This is a genomic window from Streptomyces sp. SM18 (assembly GCF_002910775.2).
In the GTDB taxonomy this organism is placed as follows: domain Bacteria; phylum Actinomycetota; class Actinomycetes; order Streptomycetales; family Streptomycetaceae; genus Streptomyces; species Streptomyces halstedii.
Genome location: NZ_CP029342.1, coordinates 1,050,119 through 1,069,989 on the forward strand (window position 1 = coordinate 1,050,119; position 19,871 = coordinate 1,069,989).

General features: G+C 71.0%; 18 protein-coding genes and 3 pseudogenes. 6 read left to right on the top strand and 15 right to left on the bottom strand.

Features of this window, described 5'->3' with window-relative positions; genetic code table 11:
* The first annotated feature begins 16 nt into the window (after positions 1–16).
* Positions 17–220: a DUF1918 domain-containing protein gene (locus tag B9S64_RS04520; RefSeq protein ID WP_103490540.1), complete on the top strand. Its 204-nt coding sequence runs from the start codon at positions 17–19 to the stop codon at positions 218–220.
* A gap of 83 nt (positions 221–303) precedes the next feature.
* Here B9S64_RS04520 and B9S64_RS04525 read toward each other — a convergent pair whose 3' ends face one another.
* Positions 304–1,566 carry a glycoside hydrolase family 10 protein gene (locus B9S64_RS04525; protein ID WP_103490541.1) on the bottom strand — a complete coding sequence of 421 codons (1,263 nt, stop codon included), beginning with the start codon at positions 1,564–1,566 and terminating at the stop codon, positions 304–306.
* A 200-nt stretch (positions 1,567–1,766) separates the two neighbouring features.
* On the opposite strand from B9S64_RS04525, the gene B9S64_RS04530 reads away from it, so the two are divergent.
* Positions 1,767–2,627, top strand: a complete 861-nt coding sequence (locus tag B9S64_RS04530; protein ID WP_103490542.1) for a 3-hydroxybutyryl-CoA dehydrogenase — start codon at positions 1,767–1,769, stop codon at positions 2,625–2,627.
* Positions 2,628–3,105: 478 nt separating this feature from the next.
* Here the strand turns inward: B9S64_RS04530 and B9S64_RS04535 are convergent, their stop codons facing one another.
* The 4 genes and pseudogenes from B9S64_RS04535 to B9S64_RS04545 all read right to left on the bottom strand — a co-directional run bounded on the left by B9S64_RS04535 (position 3,106) and on the right by B9S64_RS04545 (position 5,070).
* Positions 3,106–3,759 (bottom strand): hypothetical protein, encoded by a 654-nt coding sequence (locus tag B9S64_RS04535; RefSeq protein ID WP_103490543.1) that lies wholly within the window; start codon positions 3,757–3,759, stop codon positions 3,106–3,108.
* The gene (locus tag B9S64_RS34860; protein ID WP_037830893.1) at positions 3,756–3,959 is read right to left on the bottom strand and encodes a DUF5999 family protein; all 204 of its coding nucleotides are present in this window, start codon (positions 3,957–3,959) and stop codon (positions 3,756–3,758) included. The genes B9S64_RS04535 and B9S64_RS34860 overlap by 4 nt, the downstream gene beginning before the upstream one ends.
* A gap of 63 nt (positions 3,960–4,022) precedes the next feature.
* Positions 4,023–4,202 (bottom strand): annotated as a pseudogene (locus B9S64_RS35490) (DUF6302 family protein); the annotation flags it as partial.
* A gap of 259 nt (positions 4,203–4,461) precedes the next feature.
* Positions 4,462–5,070 carry a hypothetical protein gene (locus B9S64_RS04545; RefSeq protein ID WP_103490544.1) on the bottom strand — a complete coding sequence of 203 codons (609 nt, stop codon included), beginning with the start codon at positions 5,068–5,070 and terminating at the stop codon, positions 4,462–4,464.
* Positions 5,071–5,360: 290 nt separating this feature from the next.
* Between B9S64_RS04545 and B9S64_RS04550 the strand changes: the two genes are divergently transcribed.
* The 3 genes and pseudogenes from B9S64_RS04550 (at position 5,361) to B9S64_RS35495 (ending at position 8,419) form a co-directional block, all read left to right on the top strand.
* Entirely contained in the window at positions 5,361–6,788 is a 1,428-nt protein-coding gene (locus tag B9S64_RS04550; protein WP_103490545.1) for a helix-turn-helix transcriptional regulator, read from the top strand.
* A gap of 29 nt (positions 6,789–6,817) precedes the next feature.
* Positions 6,818–8,004 (top strand): annotated as a pseudogene (locus B9S64_RS34330) (dihydrofolate reductase family protein).
* A 202-nt stretch (positions 8,005–8,206) separates the two neighbouring features.
* On the top strand, positions 8,207–8,419 hold the full coding sequence (locus B9S64_RS35495) for a 3-hydroxyacyl-CoA dehydrogenase family protein (RefSeq protein ID WP_374936058.1): 213 nt from the start codon (positions 8,207–8,209) through the stop codon (positions 8,417–8,419).
* A 97-nt stretch (positions 8,420–8,516) separates the two neighbouring features.
* Here B9S64_RS35495 and B9S64_RS04570 read toward each other — a convergent pair whose 3' ends face one another.
* On the bottom strand, positions 8,517–9,395 hold the full coding sequence (locus tag B9S64_RS04570) for a glycosyltransferase family 2 protein (RefSeq protein ID WP_103490548.1): 879 nt from the start codon (positions 9,393–9,395) through the stop codon (positions 8,517–8,519).
* A gap of 228 nt (positions 9,396–9,623) precedes the next feature.
* Here B9S64_RS04570 and B9S64_RS04575 point away from each other — a divergent pair.
* Positions 9,624–9,704 (top strand): annotated as a pseudogene (locus B9S64_RS04575) (3-hydroxyacyl-CoA dehydrogenase family protein); the annotation flags it as partial.
* Positions 9,705–9,798: 94 nt separating this feature from the next.
* Here B9S64_RS04575 and B9S64_RS04580 read toward each other — a convergent pair.
* The 9 genes from B9S64_RS04580 to infC all read right to left on the bottom strand — a co-directional run bounded on the left by B9S64_RS04580 (position 9,799) and on the right by infC (position 19,816).
* Positions 9,799–10,329 carry an NUDIX hydrolase gene (locus B9S64_RS04580; protein WP_103490549.1) on the bottom strand — a complete coding sequence of 177 codons (531 nt, stop codon included), beginning with the start codon at positions 10,327–10,329 and terminating at the stop codon, positions 9,799–9,801.
* 88 nt (positions 10,330–10,417) lie between these two features.
* Positions 10,418–11,758 carry a transcriptional regulator gene (locus B9S64_RS04585; RefSeq protein ID WP_103490550.1) on the bottom strand — a complete coding sequence of 447 codons (1,341 nt, stop codon included), beginning with the start codon at positions 11,756–11,758 and terminating at the stop codon, positions 10,418–10,420.
* A gap of 471 nt (positions 11,759–12,229) precedes the next feature.
* Positions 12,230–14,782 (bottom strand): phenylalanine--tRNA ligase subunit beta, encoded by a 2,553-nt coding sequence (gene pheT, locus B9S64_RS04590; RefSeq protein ID WP_109491970.1) that lies wholly within the window; start codon positions 14,780–14,782, stop codon positions 12,230–12,232.
* A complete protein-coding gene (gene pheS / locus B9S64_RS04595) occupies positions 14,782–15,909 on the bottom strand; it encodes a phenylalanine--tRNA ligase subunit alpha (RefSeq protein ID WP_103489538.1) in 1,128 nt (375 codons plus the stop codon). The genes pheT and pheS overlap by 1 nt, the downstream gene beginning before the upstream one ends.
* 112 nt (positions 15,910–16,021) lie before the next feature.
* Positions 16,022–17,170: an ATP-binding protein gene (locus tag B9S64_RS04600; RefSeq protein WP_103489539.1), complete on the bottom strand. Its 1,149-nt coding sequence runs from the start codon at positions 17,168–17,170 to the stop codon at positions 16,022–16,024.
* A 145-nt stretch (positions 17,171–17,315) separates the two neighbouring features.
* Positions 17,316–18,155 (bottom strand): RNA methyltransferase, encoded by an 840-nt coding sequence (locus B9S64_RS04605; RefSeq protein ID WP_103489540.1) that lies wholly within the window; start codon positions 18,153–18,155, stop codon positions 17,316–17,318.
* A gap of 193 nt (positions 18,156–18,348) precedes the next feature.
* A complete protein-coding gene (gene rplT / locus B9S64_RS04610) occupies positions 18,349–18,732 on the bottom strand; it encodes a 50S ribosomal protein L20 (protein WP_014044926.1) in 384 nt (127 codons plus the stop codon).
* A gap of 107 nt (positions 18,733–18,839) precedes the next feature.
* Complete coding sequence (gene rpmI / locus B9S64_RS04615) at positions 18,840–19,034, bottom strand: 50S ribosomal protein L35 (RefSeq protein ID WP_014044927.1); 195 nt, start codon at positions 19,032–19,034, stop codon at positions 18,840–18,842.
* 119 nt (positions 19,035–19,153) lie between these two features.
* Positions 19,154–19,816: a translation initiation factor IF-3 gene (gene infC, locus B9S64_RS04620; protein WP_103489545.1), complete on the bottom strand. Its 663-nt coding sequence runs from the start codon at positions 19,814–19,816 to the stop codon at positions 19,154–19,156.
* Between the last annotated feature and the right edge of the window lie 55 nt (positions 19,817–19,871).

Sequence of the window (19,871 nt, forward strand, 5' to 3'; positions counted from 1 at the left end):
GAGGAGGTCACTCCCGATGGAGGCACACACGGGCGACCAGCTGCTGACGCACGGCAGGACCGTGGGCGAGCAGGACCGGGTCGCGGAGATCATCGAAGTGCTGGGCGAGGGGGGCAGTCCCCCGTACCGGCTGCGCAACCAGGACGGGCACGAGTCGATCATGGCTCCGGGCCCCGACAGCGTGGTCCAGCACACCGGCTGCCAGGGCAAGGAACGGTGAGGGACCGCCGCTGACCCCAGGGACGCCAGGGCCCGCGCACGACCGTGCGCGGGCCCTCGGTGTCCCGGTGGCGCGGGCATCCGTCAGCGCGGGGTGCGCGCCCGGGTCTGGTAGTGGTCGGCGACGACCCGGGCCATGGCCCCGACCGGGTCGGCCTTCACGTGCCGGGCCGAGAAGAAGACGTGCCCGTCCACCTGGTCGTATCCGGCGGCCAGGTCGAGGTGGCGGGAGAGCTCGGCGGGGTCCTGCCAGGCGGCGGGCTGCGCGGGGTCACCGCACTTGTACAGAGCCTCCCCCACGTACAGGTCGACGCCCGTGCCCCGCACGGTCCGGTCCCACCAGGCGACGAGCTCGCGGTAGTCGGCGGCGGCGTTGCCGATCTCCCAGTAGACCTGGGGGCAGATGTAGTCGATCCAGCCCTCCTTCACCCACTTCCGGGTGTCCGCGTGCAGGTCGTCGTAGGTCTGCACCCCGCCCCGGGTGTCCGAGCCCAGCGGGTCGGTCGAGGCGTTGCGCCATACCGCGAAGGGGCTGATCCCGAAGCGGATGTCCTTCTTGAGCCCCTTGGCGCGCTCCGCCGTCTCCCGTACCAGCCGGTCGATGTTGTCGCGGCGCCAGGCGGCCTTGTCCGGGAAGCCGGCGCCGTACTTCTCGTACGTGGCGTCGTCGCCGAACGTCTGGCCCGCCACCGGGTAGGGGTAGAAGTAGTCGTCCCAGTGCACCGCGTCGATGTCGTAGCGGCCGACCGCGTCCAGCATCGCGTCCTGGACGAACGTCCTGACCTCGGGCAGCCCCGGGTTGTAGTACAGCTTCCCGCCGTAGGGCAGGACCCAGTCGGGGTGCACCCGGGCGGGGTGGGAGGCGACCAGGCGCGCGGGGTCGGTGTGGTTCGCCACCCGGTACGGGTTGAACCAGGCGTGCAGCTCCAGGCCCCGGGCGTGCGCCTCGCGTACGGCGGTCCCCAGCGGGTCCCAGCCGGGGTCCTTGCCCTGCACCCCGGTGAGGTACTGCGCCCAGGGCTCGTACGGCGAGGGCCACAGGGCGTCCGCCGTCGGCCGGACCTGGAAGACCACGGCGTTCAGCCGCGTCTCGACCGCGCGGTCCAGGTGCGCGATCAGCTCCGCCTCCTGGGCGGCGGCGCTCAGCCCCGTCCTGGACGGCCAGTCCAGATTGGCGACCGTACCGATCCACACCCCGCGCAGCTCCCCCGTCCCGGCCCGGCGCCCGGACCGGCGGCCCGGCACGGCGGCGGACCGGGGTACGGCGACGGCGTCACCGGCCGTCAGCAGCGCGGCCACCGCCCCCGCCGCCCCCAGCACGAAAGACCTTCGTCCCCAACGCCGCATATGCTCCACCTCTCGTCGCTCCGTCCCGTACGTCACCGCGGCATCCACACCTGACGCGGTCATGCCCGCCCGCTCCCCTCACCACCCCCGGGGCGCCGTGACGCGACCGCGGAGTAACGTCGTGGGGTCGAGGCGGGCACCCGGAATCAAACGGGAAGAGCCGCACGGAGATCAGCGAAAGGCACGAGGTGACGGACTCTATGGCCGACATTGCACGCGTCGGAGTGGTGGGCTGTGGCCAAATGGGCGCAGGCATCGCGGAGGTGTGCGCCCGCAGCGGCCTTGACGTCAGGGTGGCCGAGACCACCGGCGAGGCGCTGGAGATCGGCCGCACCCGGCTGCACAACTCACTCTCCAAGGCCGCCGAACGCGGCAAGATCACCGAGGAGGAGCGCGACGAGACGCTGGGCCGTCTCAGCTTCACCACCGACCTCGGCGAGTTCGCCGACCGCGATCTCATCATCGAGGCGGTCGTGGAGAACGAGCAGGTCAAGACCGAGATCTTCCAGGTACTCGATCAGGTGGTGACCCGCCCCGACGCCATCCTCGCCTCGAACACCTCCTCCATCCCCCTGGTGAAGCTGGCCGTGGCCACCTCGCGGCCCGACCAGGTCATCGGCATCCACTTCTTCAACCCGGCCCCGGTGCAGAAGCTCGTCGAGCTGATCCCCGCGCTGACGACGTCCGACGAGACCGTCAAGCGCGCCGAAGCCGTGGTGGAGGGCGTCCTCGGCAAGCACGCGATCCGCGCCCAGGACCGCTCCGGATTCGTGGTCAACGCCCTGCTGATCCCGTACCTGCTCTCCGCGATCCGGATGTTCGAGTCGGGCATCGCCAGCAGCGAGGACATCGACAACGGCATGGAACTGGGCTGCGCCCACCCGATGGGCCCGCTCAAGCTGGCCGACCTGATCGGCCTGGACACCGTGGCCTCGGTCGCCGACTCGATGTACGCCGAGTACAAGGAACCGCTGTACGCCGCTCCCCCGCTGCTCCAGCGCATGGTGGACGCGGGCCGGCTGGGCCGCAAGACGGGCTCGGGGTTCTACGCGTACGCCTGACCGCCCGCCTGCGGGCCCGGCGCACACGGCACCGGGCCCGCCGGGGCACATCACCCGAGGTCAGGACCGTGGGCGGCTCCGAAGAGCCTCGTCCTGTACAGCCGACCCGATGCCATGCCGGAGCGCTACGGAGCAACCGCGCGGATGCGCGGGCCCGAAGCCTTGGGCCTTTCAGGGCTGTCGCAGCCTTCCCTGCTTGTACTGCGAAAACTCCCTCGGATGTCCCTCCGACAGAGCTGAAAGTCCCTGAAAAATCCCTGAGCGACTCGGACCCCGGACCTACGCATTACGAGACCGTGAGGGTTCGTGTTGCCTGGTGTTACAGGTGGTGCTTGCCGGCGCACTGAGGACCGTGGCGTAGCGACGGGGCTACGCCATGGGTTCAGGTTCTGGCCATCCCGGTCCGATGGTCGGGCCGGGAAGCTCTGGGGTGCCGCTCGACGGTCCGGTCCTTTGTCCAGGAGCGTCGAGCAGCCGTCTATGCGGCGGGCACAAGATCGTCCAGGCTGACGACCTCGTAGTCCCGCAGTTCGCGTACGAGCTGAGAGGCGAGGAACCAGCCGATCTGGGGGTGGTTGTAGGGCAGGGGAGCGTCCGAGGCGGCGAGGGGCTGGATGCCGTCGGCGGTGTACTGGTACGGGGTGCCGATGACGCCGTAGAGCGGGAACCGCGTGGCCAGCAGGGCGACGTGTCCCTTGCTCCTGAGCCGGGGGCACCGCCGGGCCGCCATCCGGGCGTGCTCCAGACAGACCGGCGGCTGCGCGGTCTTCACCGGCCCGGTGTAGTCGTCGCCGTCGTCGGCCGTCTCTACGAAGAGGATGCCGTCGCTGCGCTTCAGCGGGACCGTGCACACCTGGCAGCGCAGGAGCGCCATCGTGATGCGCTGGCGGAGCGGGTGCACCAGCCGCCACCTCGGTACCCCGGTGGGCTGTCCTGCGAAGTCGAGCGACATGGAGTACCGCGCCCACAGCACGCCACGGAGATCTCGGTCGGGCCCCGCTTCGTCCTTGTACCCGAGCCGCGGGCGCCGGTCAGGACCGATGCGTACGTTCAGGTTGAGGAGGGAGTCCGCCTCTTCGCCTTCACAGGCGGTGATGTACGGAACGACCAGGTCGGCTGCGGTGATCGTCATGCCGCGCTTCCGACCGTGAGCGCGAGCGGCCGGTGGGGGGCGACGATACGGCCGTCGGGGAGGAGTTCTCCGGTGTCCTCGAAGACAAGCACTCCGTTGCACAGCAGGCTCCAGCCCTGCTCAGGGCGGTGCGCGACGGGTCGCGCGGCCTCCCTGTCGGGAGCCATGGCCGTGGGGCACGGCGGGTTGTGCGCACACATGGTGCTCGTCCTCTCGGGTGGGAAGTTGGGCCCTCTTCGGCCAGCTACGGGTGCCGTGGGCGAACACGGTTCGGGCACGGCCGAAGAGGGGGGACTTGCGGCACCCATGAAGGCCTCTATGGCTGCTTCGCTGTAGCCGTAGAAGCGCCCCAGGGTGGTGGCAGTGCGGTCGCCCTTGAGCGTGAGTGGTCTCTCTCCCCACTCGACAACGAAGCAGGGATCCGGGTGAGACGACCACTGCACGCGCAGGTCTCTTCAATCGCGGTCGTGCCGCGCCCTGCGGGTCACCTGCAGGCACGATGCAAAGTCGAGTACCACCCCACGGAGCGGCAGGAAATGTGTTGCCTGGTTGGTGTATCCCTCGAACGTCAAAACGGCCCTCCGATCAGGCGGATTGGTAGACGGTGGCGAGCACTGCGAACACGGTGACGACGAGGAGAACCTGAGCACTGGCCTGTCTCCAGCCCCAGCCCTTCGCATCCATCCACCGCAACGGTCGCCTTCAAGTCGGACCGGGCAGCTTCTCGGGGATCACGAGGTGAATGAATGCCTGGTACCGCTCGCCCAGCTCCTTGATCACAGCGTGATACTCGTCGTCATCGGAGCTGATGTTGTGCCGGTCGAGGACGATCACGCCGTCCGCGAAGCCGCCTCGGATCAGTCGCTCGACCTCCCCCCAGCCAGGGCGCTTCCAGGGCGGCGTGTAGACGCCACAGCCGGCACCCGAGCCGGGGAGGCACGTCGTGGTCGCGGGAACGGCTACATCGTGAAACCTCGCTCCCATTGCGTAGCCACGCTGCTCAGCCTCGGTCTGGAGGGTGTTCCAGTCCTCATCCGGCCTGGCACTCCTGCTCAGCACCAAGCTGTACGCCAACACCCGGAGACGGCGATCACCGGAGCGGCGGTCGCGCCTTTCGGTCGCCTCGCGACGGAACCGCTGACGGAGCCGGACGAGCTCGCCGCTGCGCGCCGGACGCTCCAGCGGGGCGGGTTCGCGGTGCCACTCCTGGGTTCGAGCAGTGTCGGTGTCCGTTCGGTTCCGGGATCCCATCAAGCTGATCCGTGGACTGGAGACGGCGATCATGTCGCCCAGGCTTCTACGTGTCTTCATGGTCGCCTTCCTCTGGATCGCGCTCAGCCCGCGCAGGGCTCATCCGACGGTTGCGCAATGCGTTCGGTCCGACCGACCACCACGTTCGCCACTGACGTGAAGCGGGTCCGTGTCAGGCGCCGTTCGGATACCGTGTGATCAGCTCGTACCGACAATGAAAGCGGTACGGAACCCCGGTGGGCAGGCCCTGGATGGAGCCTCACACGCTGGCTCCGCAGGCCCCACGGAGAGCCGCCCCTGTCGCTGACATCGACCGCGGGTGAACGAAAGTCCGCGGTGGAGGAGGAAGCGTGGGGCAGCAGCCGAACGAGCTGACTCCGGACGCCGGCCCATGGCACCGCTGGGGTTACGAGCTACGCCAGTTCCGCGAGGCCCGTCTGCTGTCGCAGCAGGCTCTGGCTCGCAGGGCGTTGATCGACCGTTCACATCTCGGGCGCTTCGAGCGCGCTGAACGTCCCGTCCCGAAACACGCGGCCATCACTCTCGACGACATCCTCGATGCCGCCGGTGCATTGGTTCGTGGCTGGGACAGCGCGGAGCGCGAGGCCCCCCAGGATTGCGCTGTCCCGGTGTCCAGAGCCGGGACAGCGACTCATGGGGCCAGTACACGGGGTCATGGGGCCAGCGCCCCGGAGACCCTGGCCATGAACGCGGTCGTGCGGGCAGGCTCGCTCGGAGACGACACGGACACGGTCGTCGTCCCCGCCCGCATCCACGGAAGGATCCTCTTCGTGCCCGTGCCCCGCCGCGTTGTTCTCGCATCAGGGATCGCCGGCCTGGCTGCGACAGCCATGCCGGCCGCGACGCCGGCGGCTGCCACCGAACTCGCCGACATGGGGTCTCCCCTCGAGCACTTCGCACAACTCCGCCGGGTCATGATCCAGACCGACAACCTCATCGGCCCCCGGCACGTGTTGCCCGCCCTGCAACAACACCTCGGCTCCCTTGCCACAAGACGTCGAGCCGCTCGTGGCACCGACGCCATCGAGCTTCTCGCCTTGGAAACGCGATACGAAGAGCTGGCAGGCTGGTTCGCCCAGGACATCGGCGACGAGCGCACCGCCCACGGCCACACCGCGAAAGCACTGGACGCTTCCCACATCACCGGCGACACCGATCTCACCGCGTACATCCTCGGCCGTAAGGCCCAGCTCGCGGTCGACACCGGTCATCCTGCCGACGCTCTCGGCCTCGCCACAGCCGCCCGACGCACCGCCCGGCCCGGGAGCCGCCTCGAAGTCATCGCCGTTCTGCACGAGGCTCACGCGCGTGCCGTACTCGGTGAAGGCAGCGAAGCCCACAGGGCTTACGACACCGCGCTTGCTCTCCTCGGGCGCGCGGGCTCCGACGGTGTCTGGGGTTCCTGGCTCGATGCGGCGTACATCAGCACCGCCCGAGCCCGCTCCCTTGCCGCACTTGGCGAGTATGAGCAGGCCGCGGCAGGCTTCGACAGCGCCCTCGCAGTGCTCCCGTCCGCATATCGCCGGGACCGCGGTGTCTACCTCGCTCGCGCCGCACGTGCCCACGCGGGCACAGGCAACGTGACCCTCGCTGCCCGAATCGGTGGGCAAGCCGTCGGAATCGCCGCCGAGACCGGATCCGCGCGCATCTTCGGACAGCTCGACCGGCTCGACCAGGCACTGGCCCCCGCAACAGGCGAGGACGGCGTCGCCGAGTTCCGCGCCTCACTCGACCGCATCGTTCTGCATCCCGCCTGAGTCACCCGCGTACACCGCTTGGAGATACCGTGCCCCGCCCGTTCGTCCTGTTGTCCGCAGCTGTATCGATCGACGGTCACCTCGACACCCGCCCGGGCGAGGAGCGGCTCCTGCTCTCCAACAAGGAGGACTTCGAGCGCGTCGACTCCGTACGAGCCGGTGTCGACGCGATCCTTGTCGGCGCCGGCACGCTCCGCGCCGACAACCCCCGCCTCCTCGTCAACTCGGCGGAACGCAGGGCGTCCCGGGTCGCCGCCGGTGAGCCGGAGTACCCGCTGAAGGTCACCATCACAGGAACGGGCAACCTCGACCCCGGCTGGAAGTTCTGGCACCACGGCGGAGACAAGCTCGTCCTGGCTGTGGGCCACGAGGCCACCGCGCAAGCTCGCGCCAACCTCGGTGACCTGGCTACCGTTCAGAGCGTCCCCGCCGAGGCCGTATGGCCGGCCGCGCTCGACATCCTCGGTGACGAATACGGCGTCAAGCGACTCATGGTCGAAGGCGGGGGCACCGTTCACACACAGCTCCTCGAAGCAGCTCTCGCCGACGAACTCCAACTCGTCATCGCCCCGCTCCTGGTCGGCCAGTTCGATGCGGTAAGGATGCTCGGCCCCGCGAGCTACCCTGGCGGCCCCGCCGCCCGCCTCCGGCTCCTGGAGACCCGCCAGATCGGTGACGTGGTACTCCTGAGGTACGCCCCCAAGGACACCTCGACGGAGTCTCGATGAGCACCACCTCTTCAGCCGGCGCCCCCGGCACCGGCCGCGAGCCCAACACCGCAGACCGGAACTGGCTCATCCTCGCCTGTGAGCTGGCCGCCCTCTGCCCACCTTCGGAGACCGCCTTCAGCGTGGGGGCGGTCATCGTCGCGGCCGACGGGACCGAACTCGCCCGCGGCTACTCCCGTGAAAGCGACCCTCACGACCATGCTGAGGAAGGGGCCCTCGCCAAGCTCCCCGCCGAGGACGTCCGGCTCGCGACCGCCACGATCTACAGCTCCCTGGAGCCCTGCGCCAGGCGAGCGTCCCGACCTCGTCCCTGCGCCCAGCTCATCCGCGACGTGGGCCTCCGCCGCGTCGTCACCGCTTGGAGCGAACCGGATACGTTCGTCGTCGGCGCCGATGGCACCGAGACCCTCGAAGAAGCTGGCGTGGCTGTCGTAGCACTGCCCGAATACTCGAACGCCGCGCAGGCACCCAACCTGCACCTGCTCTGACAACCCGGGGTGGGAAGGCCCACCGTAGGGAACTACTGAGGTTGAACTCGTGGTGTCGTGGTGAGCATCCCGGCGGGTCCATCGTGAGCGTGGCGACCTGGTTGGGGCACTCCTCCCCGAAGGTCACGCTCGACTACTACGCTCACTTCATGCCAGGTGCGGGCAACCATGGGCTGGCCGATATGGATACGTGGCTCGTGTGATGCGGGATCGAAAGTCCCCGAGAAGTCCCTGGCGCCGTCAAAGCCGCCACACAACCAACGAAACCGCAGGTCACAGCGCTACACGCAGCGCCGACCAGTTGTACGCCGAGTACAAGGAACCGCTGTACGCCGCTCCCCCGCTGCTCCAGCGCATGGTGGACGCGGGCCGCCTCGGCCGCAAGACGGGCTCGGGCTTCTACGCGTACGCCTGACCGCCCTGCCGACGGGGCCGGCACCGACGAAGCCGGTCCCGTCGGCACACGCTCAAGGTGCGATGTCACAGGACACTCAGCCAGCCGGTTCAAGGCGTCAGAAGACGGGCGGTCGCCCAGCCCTGGTGAGCCGGAGCACCGTGCGCCAGGACATGGGCTGCCTCGGGCCCTGGCCGCCGGAGAGCCCTTCGCGGAAGCCGGCGAGCGTGACGCGGAGGGCCTGGCGGTCGCGGATACGCCACAGCGTGATCAAACACCAGGTGGCGAGGTTGAAGGGGACGAGGAGTCGCGGCAGATTCCGGCGGGCGACCCAGACGCGGTTGCGGGCGTTGAGCCGGTAGAAGGTGTCGTGCCGGGCCGGGTTGGTGGCGGGGTGGTGGACGACGATGTCGGGCAGGTACCGGCCGGTGCAGCCCAGGTTCCACAGCCGCCAGGCCAGTTCGACGCCTTCGTGGAAGAGGAAGAAGTCTCCGGGCCAGCCACCGGCGCGGTTATAGGCGTCGCGGCGGACCATGACGACACCCTCGGCCATGACGGTGACGACGCCGGGCCGGGTGGGGTCTGATACCCGAAGACGGGGTACCCAGCGGCGGAGGGTCTCACCGGTCGCGGGGTCGCTGATGCGCGGTTGGACGTAGGCGAGCTGGGGGTCGCGGCGGAGTTCGGCGACGAGCCGGGCGAGGGTGTCGGTGCCGGGCAGGTGGGCGTCGTTGTCGAAGAAGAACAGGTAGTCGCCCTTGACGTTGTCGGCCCCTACGTTGCGGCCTTCGGGGATGCCGACGTTCTCCGGCAGCCTGACCGTACGAACGCCCTCGGGGACCTGTTCGGGCGCGCAGCCGTTGCCGATCACGACGACATCGAGGTCGACACCTTCCTGGGCGAGGAGCGAGGCCATGGCTCGGGGGAACTCTTCAGGCCGGTCGTTCATGGTCAGAACGACCGCACCGACCGTGGGACGCGAGGCGCCGGTGCTCACAAGGGTGCCCTTCTGCTTCTGTTCACGAGGAGTTCAACACTAGTGTTCGCCGGAGGCCAGCGGCGACGCCGCCGAGGTGTGAAGCGCCTGCGCCGCTGCGGCCGGCGCTGTGTGGAAGACGTGTTCGGTGTCCGACGAGTGCAAGTTCTGCAACTTCCGCAACGAGCCCACGAAGTCACCTCTCTCCGTCTTCCGTGAGCTCGACGATGTCGTCGCCGAAGCTGCCCGGCTCCCCCGCCGCTCCAGCGCATGGTCGACGCGGGCCGCCTCGGCCGCAAGACGGGGTCGGGGTTCTACGCGTACGCCTGACCCGCGCCCCGGTCCGGCGTACTCCCCCCGCGCCCGCCGCCCGTACCGGAGGCCGGCCGGAGTGATCCGGTCGGCCTCCGGCGTCGCGGGCCGCTCAGCCGAGCAGCATGTGGCGGAGCAGCAGCAGGGCGGCCGCCATGTTGGCCGCCGGTATCTCGCCGCGGGCGATCATGTCGGGGACCAGCTTCAGGGGCACCCACTCACGGCGCGAGGACTCGAAGCCGTCCGCCGGTGGCCCGGTGTAGACGGCCTCCCGCGTCCAGAAGAGGTGGTGGCGGGAGTCGATGAGCCCGTTGGCCGGCTCGACGGTCATCAGCGGGCTCAGCTCGCCGGGGCGCCAGCCGGTCTCCTCCTCCATCTCCCGGGCCGCCGCGACGGCGACGTCCTCGCCGTCCTCGACCACACCGGCGGCCAGTTCCCAGCCCCAGCTGTCGGTGATGAAGCGGTGCCGCCACAGCAGCAGCACCTCGTTGGCCTCGTTGACGACCGTCGCCGCGGCCACGGGGCGCAGTCGGATGAGGAAGTGGTCGAGGTGCCGGCCGTCGGGGAGTGCCACGTCCGCCAAGTTGACCCGGAACCAGCGATTCTCATACACGGTGTGTTCGTTCAGGTTCGCCCACTGCACAGTTCTGCCACCTTCCGGCTGATTGGTGGCAACATCCGAACAGGAACGGTTCACTCCGGGGAACGCGCGCAGACCGGCCCGGGGCGGCTCACAGAGGCACGCGCAGCGCTCCGTCGATGACGTCCGCCGCCTCGCCGGCGTCGGCGCACCCGCTGGTGGCCAGGAGTTCGCGGACCGCCCGCAGCCGGTCCCGCAGACGCCGGGACTCCATGCCCCGGGCGTGTTCGGCCATTTCGCGGGCGGTTCCGGCCGCCCGCTCGGCCTCCCCCTGGAGCAGTTCCAGATGGGCGAGCAGGGCGAGCCGGTGCACCCGGCCGCGCGCGTGCGCCGGGGAGCGTACGGCCGCGGAGGCGTGCTCCCGGGCCGCCGTGAGGTCCCCGAGGCCCAGCAGCGCCTCCGCCACCTGCACGTCGACCAGGCCGGGCTGGACGTATCCCGTCTCCTCCGGCTCCCTCCCCGGGCTGATCCGTCCGGCCTCCGACTCGGCGCGGTGGATGCGCTCCAGGGCGTTACGGGGGTCGCCGAGCCGCGCGTAGGCCTTGGCCTGCATCGCGTAGAGGTCGGCGGCCAGGGCCGGGGTGAGCTGCGGACCCGCGGCCCGCAGCGCGGCCTCGGCGAAGGCGACGGCCCCGCGGTGGTCGGCCAGGAACAGCGACTGGTTGACCAGCAGGGCGATCACATAGCCGCCGAGCCCCCGGTCGCCGCTGGCCTTGGCCAGGCGCAGGGCCTGGTGGAAGTAGCGCTGCGCGAGGCCGTGGGCGTCCGCGTCGTACGCGCAGATACCGGCGACCGCGACCAGACCGCCGACCGCCCGGTGCAGCCGGCGCCCCAGGGCGTCGTCGTACCCGCCGCGCAGCAGGGGGGCCGTCTCGGTGGTGAGGAACTTGACCACCCGGGGTCTGGTCGCGATGCCCCCGGCCTTCCGGTACATCTGCTCGTAGTGGGTGCGGGCGGCGCGCAGGGTCTCTATGTCGGCGGCGCTCACCCGGCAGGGGCCGGGGCGCGAGACGTCGGCGTCCTCCGGTGGGTTCTCCCACTCCCAGACGGGCATCACCGCCGTCGTGCCGGTCAGGACCGGGGCGTCGGCGAGCCGGGGGCGCCGCTGTTCGTCGGAGCGCCACAGGGCGGTGGCGTGCTCCACGAATCCCGGGAGTCCCGCGGACGGCGTCGCCGCGTGCCGCCCGGTCAGGCCCATGCCGATGTCGTCGAGGGTGACGGGCCGGTGGAGCCGTCCGGCCAGGACCTCGCAGATCAGGTCCGGGACCTGGCCCCGGGGGCGCTGGCCCTTGAGCCAGCGGGCGACCGCCGTGTGCTCGTACCGCAGGGTCAGCCCCCGGGCGCGGCCGGCCAGGTTGATGTGACCGGCGAGTCCGGCACGGGACACACCCGCCTCGTCGATCAGGGATTCGAGCAGGACATTGGGCTCCATTGCCCCCCCATGTGCGCGTGGGGACGAGCTTAGGGGTGATTCACACGGGGTGTGAACCAAATGCCCGAACCCTCCTGCTGTGCGCTCTGCCGCGCCGGAAGGTCGGCCGCTTGAATGAACGTCTCGCAAGAGGCGGCCGGGTCGTCGGCTCCCCCTCGTACCGTCCGACGACCCGTATCCGCGCCGTTCGTTCCGCCGGCCTGCCCGACACTCCGAGGCGGGACGGACGGCGCCGGATCGCACGAGCCCACTGCCGATGACAGGAGGGTGGTTGCGGGGCCGGGATCCCCGGCCCGTGTGCGGTCCCCTGGCCGTCCGGCGAGACAGGAGGAGGGGCGCATCCGGTGGCCGGATGCGCCCCTCCTGACTTCTGTGCGACCGCGCGCGACGCGGTCACGCCCCGCCCCGGGTGCGCCACGACCCGCCGCGCGAAGTGCGGCGGGCCGTGGTGGAGCGGTGGACGGTGCCGGGTCAGGCGCCGCGCAGCACCGCGCCGGTGCGCTCGGCGGCCAGGGCGACCGCGCCGTCACGGGCCGCGGTGGCCTCCTCGACGGTCAGCGTGCGGTCCGGGGCGCGGAAGCGCAGCGCGTACGCCAGGGACTTCCGGCCCTCGCCGAGCTGCTCGCCGGTGAAGACGTCGAACAGCCGCAGCGATTCGAGCAGCGGACCGGCGCCCTCGCGCAGGGCCCTCTCCACCACGTCGGCGGGCACCTCGGTGCCGACGACCAGCGCCACGTCCTGGGTCGCCACCGGGAAGGCGGAGATCCTCGGCGCCTGGAGCACACCGTCGGCGGCCCGCTCCAGGACGTCGAGCTCGATCTCCATGGCGCAGGTCCGCTCGGGCAGGTGGAGCTCCTTGACGACGCGCGGGTGCAGTTCGCCCGCGTACCCGCACAGGACCTCCTGGCCGTCCACCACGGCGTGGAGCGCGGCGCACCGGCCCGGGTGCCACGGCGCGTGCCGGTCGGCGCGGACGATGAGCTCGACGCCCGCCTCGGCGGCGACGGTGCGTGCCGCCTCGACGGCGTCCGCCCAGGTCGCGGGGCGGCCCTTGCCCCACCAGCCGGCCTGCTCACGGGCGCCCGCGAGGACGACGGCGGCGCGGCGCGGCTGGTGCGGGAGCGTCTCGTCCAGCCCGGCGATCTCCTCGTCGCTGGGACGGCGGTCGACGGGCAGCCGGGCGGCCCGGACGCCCTCGCCGGTCGCCACGGTCTCCGCCGCCCGGCCGGGGTCGAGCGCCCGGGGGAGGAAGACGAGGCCGGTCTCGAAGAGCGCCAGGTCGTGGCTGCCCCGGCCGTCGTTGCGCCGCAGTGCGCCGAGCAGCCCCGGCAGCAGCGTGGTGCGCAGCGAGGGTTCCTCGTCGGAGAGCGGGTTGACGAGCCGTACCGTACGGCGGCGGGGGTCGTCCTTCTCCACACCGAGCTGGTCGAGGACGGTCTCCCCGATGAACGGGTAGCTGAGGGCCTCGACGTAACCGGCCCCGGCCAGCGCGCGGCCGACGCGGCGGTGCAGCCGCTGGCGTTCGGTCAGCCCGCGCCCGGACGGCGGGGTGGGCAGGGTGGAGGGCAGGTTCTCGTACCCCTCCAGCCGGATGACCTCTTCGGCGAGGTCGTTCGGCGCGGCGAGGTCGGGGCGCCAGGACGGCACCGTGACGATCAGCTCGTCCTGCCCGTAGACGTCGCAGCCGACCTCCTGGAGACGGCGTACGACGGTCTCGCGGCCGTAGGAGACCCCGGCGACCTTGTCGGGGTGGTCGGCCGGCATGGCGACGCTGCGGGGCGCGGCCGGGGCGCTGATCTCCGTGACGCCCGCCTCCGCCGTACCGCCCGCGAGGAGGACCAGCAGGTCCACGGTGCGCTGCGCGGCGGCGGCGGCCGCCTGCGGGTCGACGCCGCGCTCGAAGCGCTTGGACGCCTCGGAGGACAGCTTGTGGCGGCGGGAGGTCCGGGCGATCGAGAGCGCGTCGAAGTGCGCCGCCTCGATGACGACCTCGGTCGTGCCGGCGTCCTCGGTGGCCGCGTCGGCGATCTCCGTGTGGGCACCGCCCATGACGCCCGCGAGGCCGATCGGCCCGCGCTCGTCGGTGATGACCAGGTCCTCGGCGTCCAGCACGCGCACGGTGCCGTCGAGCGTGGTGAGCTTCTCGCCCTGCCGGGCGCGGCGCACCCCGACGGTGCCCTCGACACGGCTGCGGTCGTAGGCGTGCAGCGGCTGGCCGAGTTCGAGCATCACGTAGTTGGTGACGTCGACGGCGAGCGAGATCGGGCGCATCCCGGCCTTCTGGAGGCGGCGCCGCATCCAGATCGGGGAGCGGGCCTCGGGCCGCAGTCCGGTGACCGTGCGGGCGGTGAACCGGCTGCATCCGATCGGGTCGGACACCTGGACCGGGTAGCCGAAGGCGTTCGGCGCGGGCACGTCCAGCAGCGCCGGGTCGCGCAGCGGCAGACCGTAGGCGATGGCGGTCTCCCGGGCGACCCCGCGCATCGACAGGCAGTAGCCGCGGTCCGGGGTGACGGCGATGTCCAGGATCTCGTCGACGAGCTGGAGCAGCTCGATCGCGTCGGTGCCCGGCTCGTACTCCGGCGGCAGCACGATGATGCCGTGCGTGCCGTCGTCGCCCATGCCCAGCTCGTCGGTGGAGCAGATCATGCCGTGCGAGGTCTTGCCGTACGTCTTGCGGGCGGAGATCGCGAAGTCGCCGGGCAGGACGGCGCCCGGGAGGACCACGACGACCTTGTCGCCGACCGAGAAGTTACGGGCGCCGCAGACGATCTCCTGCGGCTCGCCGGTGCCGTTGGCGTCGCCGACGTCCACGGTGCAGAAGCGGATGGGCTTCTTGAAGCCCTCCAGCTCCTCGATGGTCAGCACCTGTCCGACGACCAGCGGGCCCTTGAGCCCGTCGCCGGTCCGCTCGACGGTTTCCACCTCGAGGCCCAGGGCCACCAGCTCGGCCTGTACGTCACGGCCGGTCTCCGTCGCCGGCAGGTCGACGTACTCCCGCAGCCAGGAAAGCGGGACGCGCATCAGATCTCCATCCCGAACGGCCGGGTGAAACGGACGTCACCTTCGACCATGTCTCGCATGTCTTCTACGTTGTGGCGGAACATCAGCATCCGTTCGATGCCGAACCCGAAGGCGAATCCGCTGTACTTGTCGGGGTCCACGCCGCAGGCGACGAGCACCTTGGGGTTGACCATGCCGCAGCCGCCGAGCTCGATCCAGCCCTCGCTGCCGCAGGTGCGGCAGGGGCGGTCCGGGTTGCCGACGGACGCGCCGCGGCAGACGTAGCAGACCATGTCCATCTCGGCGGACGGCTCGGTGAACGGGAAGTAGTTGGGCCGCAGCCGGGTCTTCATGTCCGGCCCGAAGAGCGCCTGGACCATGTGGTCGAGGGTGCCCTTGAGGTCGGCCATGGTGAGGCCCTCGTCGACGGCGAGCAGTTCGATCTGGTGGAAGACCGGGGTGTGCGTGGCGTCGAGCTCGTCGGTGCGGTAGACCCGGCCGGGGCAGACCACGTAGACGGGGGGCTCGCGGTCGAGCAGCGCGCGGGCCTGGACCGGCGAGGTGTGCGTCCGCAGGACGACACCGGACTCGTCGTTCTTCGCGCCGTCGGCGCCCTGGACGAAGAAGGTGTCCTGCATCTGCCGCGCCGGGTGGTCGGGCACGAAGTTCAGGGCGTCGAAGTTGAACCACTCCGCCTCGGCCTCGGGACCCTCGGCGACCTCGTAGCCCATGGCGACGAAGACGTCCGCGACGCGCTCCATGAAGGTCGTCAGGGGGTGGCGGGCGCCCGCCGGGGTGCGGTCGTAGGGCAGGGTGACGTCCACCGCCTCCTCGACCAGCACCCGGGCGTCACGCTCGGCCTCCAGCTCCGCCTGGCGGGCGGCGAGCGCCTTGGAGACGGCGCCGCGGGCCTGGCCCACGCGCTTGCCCGCCTCGGCCTTGGCCTGCGGCGGCAGGGCCCCGATCTCCCGGTTGGCGAGCGACAGGGGCGAGGTGCCGCCCGTGTGCGCGGTCTTCGCCTGGGCGAGCGCGTCGAGGTCACCCGCGGCGGCGAAGGCGGCGAACGCCTCGTCCCGCATGCGCTCGATCTCTTCCGGTTTCAGTGCCTCGACCTCGACCGGGTCGTACGACTTGTTCGGTGCCGACATCTCTTCCCGTGCTTCCGATTGGCTGGTGGCGACCTGGCTGGACGACTGAGGACGCAAAGGTGCCAAAAGTCCAGTCTACGGGCCGCCGGGGGGCGAGGGAGCCCGTGGCCGCTCAGCTCAGGTAGGCCGGCGTGCTCACGGGCAGGACAAACCGGAATTCGGCGCCGCCGCCGGGCCCGCGGCCGACGGCGATGCTGCCTCCGTGCGCCTCGACGATGCCCTTGACGATGTAGAGGCCGAGGCCGGTCCCGCCGCGCTTGCTGCCCCGCCAGAAGCGGGTGAAGACGCGGCCCATCGACTCCTCGGGGATGCCGGGACCCTCGTCGCTCACGGTGACCGCCGTTCCACCCTCGCCGCTCCCGCCGGGTGCGGGTGCGATGTCGATGGTGACGGTTCCCTCACCGTGGCGCACGGCGTTTTCCAGGAGGTTGCCCAGGACCTGGTCCACCTTGTCCGGGTCCGCCCAGAGATCGGGCAGCGGCTGCCGGGTGCGTACGAGGAACCGGTCGGGCGCCTGGCCGGCCGCGGTGAGGGCCTGGACGTGGCGCTCGACGGCGGCGGAGACGTCCACCGGCTGGCGACGCAGCTCCAGCCGGCCGGAGTCGATACGGGAGATGTCGAGCAGTTCCGCGATGAGGCGGGTGACGCGGTTGGCGTCGGCGTCGACGGTCTCCAGCATCAGCCGCTTCTGGTCGTCGGTGAAGCGCTCCCATTTGGCCAGCAGTGTCGCGGTGAACCCCTTCACGGAGGTCAGCGGGGAGCGCAGTTCGTGGGCGACCGTGGCGATCAGCTCGGCGTCGCTGCGCTCGGAGCGCCGGCGGGCCTCGGTGCCGCGCAGCGAGACGACGACCCGGCGCACCGGGCCCCTCGGGGTGTCGCGTACGTACCGGGCGGAGACCAGCACCTCGCGGCCGCCCGGCAGGAGCAGGCCACGCTCGGGCTGTCCGACCCGGGTGACGAGTCCGCCGTACGGGTCGGTCAGGGTCCACCAGCGACGGCCCTTGAGGTCTTCCAGGGGCAGCGCGTGTTCCAGGGGGCGGCCGAGGGCGGCGGCCCGGGGGATGGCGGTGATCCGGGTGGCGGCGGAGTTGAAGCAGACGATCCGGCCCGTCTCGTCGGCGACGACGAGTCCGTCGGGGAGGTGGTCCGGGTCGATGGCGCCGACCGGGTCACCGGCGGCGTCGCCCGTGCCGTCCAGGTCGTCGATGGCGCGCACGGCTGCCGTGTGTGTCTGACGCGGCCTGCTCATGCCGACAGCCATATTCCCGTACCCCACCTCTCGAACCGGTGCAGTGGGCCCCCGAGTTCGTCACCCTACTAGGCGTCGGCCGGCGAGCGACACCCTGCGGCGGCGCACCGGCGGGTGTGGCCGGTATCGATCGGCCCCGGTGCGCTCCGCCGGCGGCTCAGGCGGTGCGGCGGGGGCGCTGGGCGCGCGCCGAGGCGTAGAGGCAGACGGCGGCGGCGGTGGCGAGATTGAGGCTCTCGGCCCTGCCGTGGATGGGGACGCGGACCACCGCGTCGGCCAGGGCCCGGGTCTCCTCAGGCAGGCCCCACGCCTCGTTGCCGAAGACCCAGGCGGTGGGGCCGCCCATGGTGCCCGCGTCGAGTTCGTCGTCGAGGTCGTCGGAGCCCGCGCCGTCCGCGGCGAGGATGCGCACCCCCGCGCCCCGGAGCCCGCGTACGGCCTGCTCGACGGGTACGCCGACCGTGACCGGCAGGTGGAAGAGCGAACCGGCCGAGGCGCGCACGGACTTGGGGTTGTACAGGTCCACGGAGCCGTCCGTGAGCACGACGGCGTCCGCGCCGGCCGCGTCGGCGCAGCGCAGCACGGTGCCGGCGTTGCCGGGGTCGCGGACGTGGGCGAGTACGGCGACCAGGGTGGGTCGCGCGGCGAGGACGTCCTCGAAGGGCGAGTCCAGGAAGCGGCAGACGCCGATGAGCCCCTGCGGGGTGACGGTCTGCGAGACGTCCGCGAGTACGTCGGGGTCGGCGAGGTGGACCCGGGCGCCGGCGGCGTGCGCGGCGCGGACGATGTCGGCGTGGCGGTCGGCCGCGTCGACGGTGGCGAACAGCTCGGTCAGCGTGGGCTCGCCGTCGGTCCCCCGGTGGGTGGCGGCCTCCCGCACGGCCTGCGGCCCCTCGGCGATGAACCTGCGCTCCTTGCCGCGGAGGTTGCGCCTGGCCAGCCGGCGCGCGGCGGCGACGCGCGGCGATCGGGCGGAGATCAGTTCGGGGGTGCCCATGGTCGGCGGCGAGCCTCTCTGCGTAACTCTGCTTCTCTGCGTACGTTTCTCCGCGTACGTCTCATCGCGTACGCGCGCCCCTCCGTACGGCGGCCGTGCGCGTGGCCTGTGACGCGCATGCCGTCCGACGCACCGGACCCGCAGACGGCTCGCGTCTGCGGGTCCGGCTCGAACGCTGGAAGAGCGGCCTGGATCAGGCGGCCTTCGGGGCGTTGACGTCGCTCGGGAGGGCCTTCTGGGCGACCTCGACGAGCGCGGCGAACGCGTTGGCGTCGTTGACCGCGAGCTCGGCCAGCATCTTGCGGTCCACCTCGATGTTGGCGGCCTTGAGACCCTGGATGAGGCGGTTGTACGTCATGCCGTTCTGGCGGGCAGCGGCGTTGATGCGCTGGATCCAGAGCTGACGGAAGTCGCCCTTGCGCTTCTTGCGGTCGTTGTAGTTGTAGACCAGGGAGTGGGTGACCTGCTCCTTGGCCTTGCGGTACAGGCGCGAACGCTGGCCGCGGTAACCGCTGGCGGCCTCGAGGATCGCCCGGCGCTTCTTGTGTGCGTTTACTGCCCGCTTGACGCGTGCCACTTTTAACTCCTTGCAGCGGGGCCGTGGTTCGACTCACACGGCCCGGAAACGAATGGGGTCCCGGTCGGGTGGGGAGGACGCCTCCGGCTCGGCCGGAGGACACGTCCTCACTTGCCGAGAAGCTTCTTGATCTTCTTGGCGTCGGCCGGAGCCACGACGGTCGTGCCGGTCAGCGAGCGGGTCTTCTTGGACGACTTGTGCTCGAGCAGGTGGCGCTTGCCGGCCTTCTCGCGCAGCACCTTGCCGGAGCCGGTGATCTTGAAGCGCTTGCTGGCACCGCTGTGCGTCTTGTTCTTCGGCATCGCGCCGTTATCTCCTCGTCAGTGGCGCCCCTCACGGTGCGGGGCACCGGACGGCAGGGGCGTCAGATCGTTGGGTGGTTCCGAGGGACCCGGGGGCGCCTGGGTGGCGCCCCCAGAGGTCACGCCTCGGAAGGTGTCTCGCCCGGAGCCTCGGCCGCTGCGGCGGGAGCCTCAGCGGATTCGCCCTCGGACTCGCCGTCAGAGGTGGACCCCTGGCGGCCTGCCTTGCGGGCGGCCTGGGCCTCGCGGGCCTCGGCCATGGCTTCGGTCTTCTTCTTGTGCGGGCCCAGAACCATGATCATGTTCCGGCCGTCCTGCTTCGGGTTGGACTCGACGAAGCCGAGGTCCTCGACGTCCGAAGCGAGACGCTGGAGCAGTCGGAAGCCCAGCTCGGGGCGGGACTGCTCACGGCCGCGGAACATGATCGTGATCTTGACCTTGTCCCCCTGCTTGAGGAACCGGACGACGTGACCCTTCTTGGTGTCGTAGTCGTGCGGGTCGATCTTCGGCCGGAGCTTCATTTCCTTGATGACCGTGTGCGCCTGGTTCTTACGCGCCTCACGGGCCTTCATGGCCGACTCGTACTTGAACTTCCCGTAATCCATGAGCTTGCACACGGGGGGGCGGGCGGACGCCGCCACCTCGACCAGGTCGAGGTCGTACTCCTGTGCGAGCTCAAGGGCCTTGGCAAGCGGAACGATTCCGACCTGCTCGCCGCTGGGACCGACAAGTCGCACCTCGGGAACGCGAATCCGGTCGTTGATGCGGGGCTCGGCGCTGATGGATCCTCCTCGGTAGCACCACGCGACCGCCTGGCGGACAGCCGCGTAACGTCTG

Excerpts from the sequence above, each read along its gene's own strand:
- B9S64_RS04520 (WP_103490540.1), top strand. The coding sequence starts at position 17 with ATGGAGGCACACACGGGCGACCAGCTGCTGACGCACGGCAGGACCGTG.
- B9S64_RS04525 (WP_103490541.1), bottom strand. The coding sequence starts at position 1,566 with ATGCGGCGTTGGGGACGAAGGTCTTTCGTGCTGGGGGCGGCGGGGGCG.
- B9S64_RS04530 (WP_103490542.1), top strand. The coding sequence starts at position 1,767 with ATGGCCGACATTGCACGCGTCGGAGTGGTGGGCTGTGGCCAAATGGGC.
- B9S64_RS04535 (WP_103490543.1), bottom strand. The coding sequence starts at position 3,759 with ATGACGATCACCGCAGCCGACCTGGTCGTTCCGTACATCACCGCCTGT.
- B9S64_RS34860 (WP_037830893.1), bottom strand. The coding sequence starts at position 3,959 with ATGTGTGCGCACAACCCGCCGTGCCCCACGGCCATGGCTCCCGACAGG.
- B9S64_RS04545 (WP_103490544.1), bottom strand. The coding sequence starts at position 5,070 with ATGAAGACACGTAGAAGCCTGGGCGACATGATCGCCGTCTCCAGTCCA.
- B9S64_RS35495 (WP_374936058.1), top strand. The coding sequence starts at position 8,207 with ATGCGGGATCGAAAGTCCCCGAGAAGTCCCTGGCGCCGTCAAAGCCGC.
- B9S64_RS04585 (WP_103490550.1), bottom strand. The coding sequence starts at position 11,758 with ATGGAGCCCAATGTCCTGCTCGAATCCCTGATCGACGAGGCGGGTGTG.
- pheT (WP_109491970.1), bottom strand. The coding sequence starts at position 14,782 with ATGCGCGTCCCGCTTTCCTGGCTGCGGGAGTACGTCGACCTGCCGGCG.
- pheS (WP_103489538.1), bottom strand. The coding sequence starts at position 15,909 with ATGTCGGCACCGAACAAGTCGTACGACCCGGTCGAGGTCGAGGCACTG.
- B9S64_RS04600 (WP_103489539.1), bottom strand. The coding sequence starts at position 17,170 with ATGGCTGTCGGCATGAGCAGGCCGCGTCAGACACACACGGCAGCCGTG.
- B9S64_RS04605 (WP_103489540.1), bottom strand. The coding sequence starts at position 18,155 with ATGGGCACCCCCGAACTGATCTCCGCCCGATCGCCGCGCGTCGCCGCC.
- rpmI (WP_014044927.1), bottom strand. The coding sequence starts at position 19,034 with ATGCCGAAGAACAAGACGCACAGCGGTGCCAGCAAGCGCTTCAAGATC.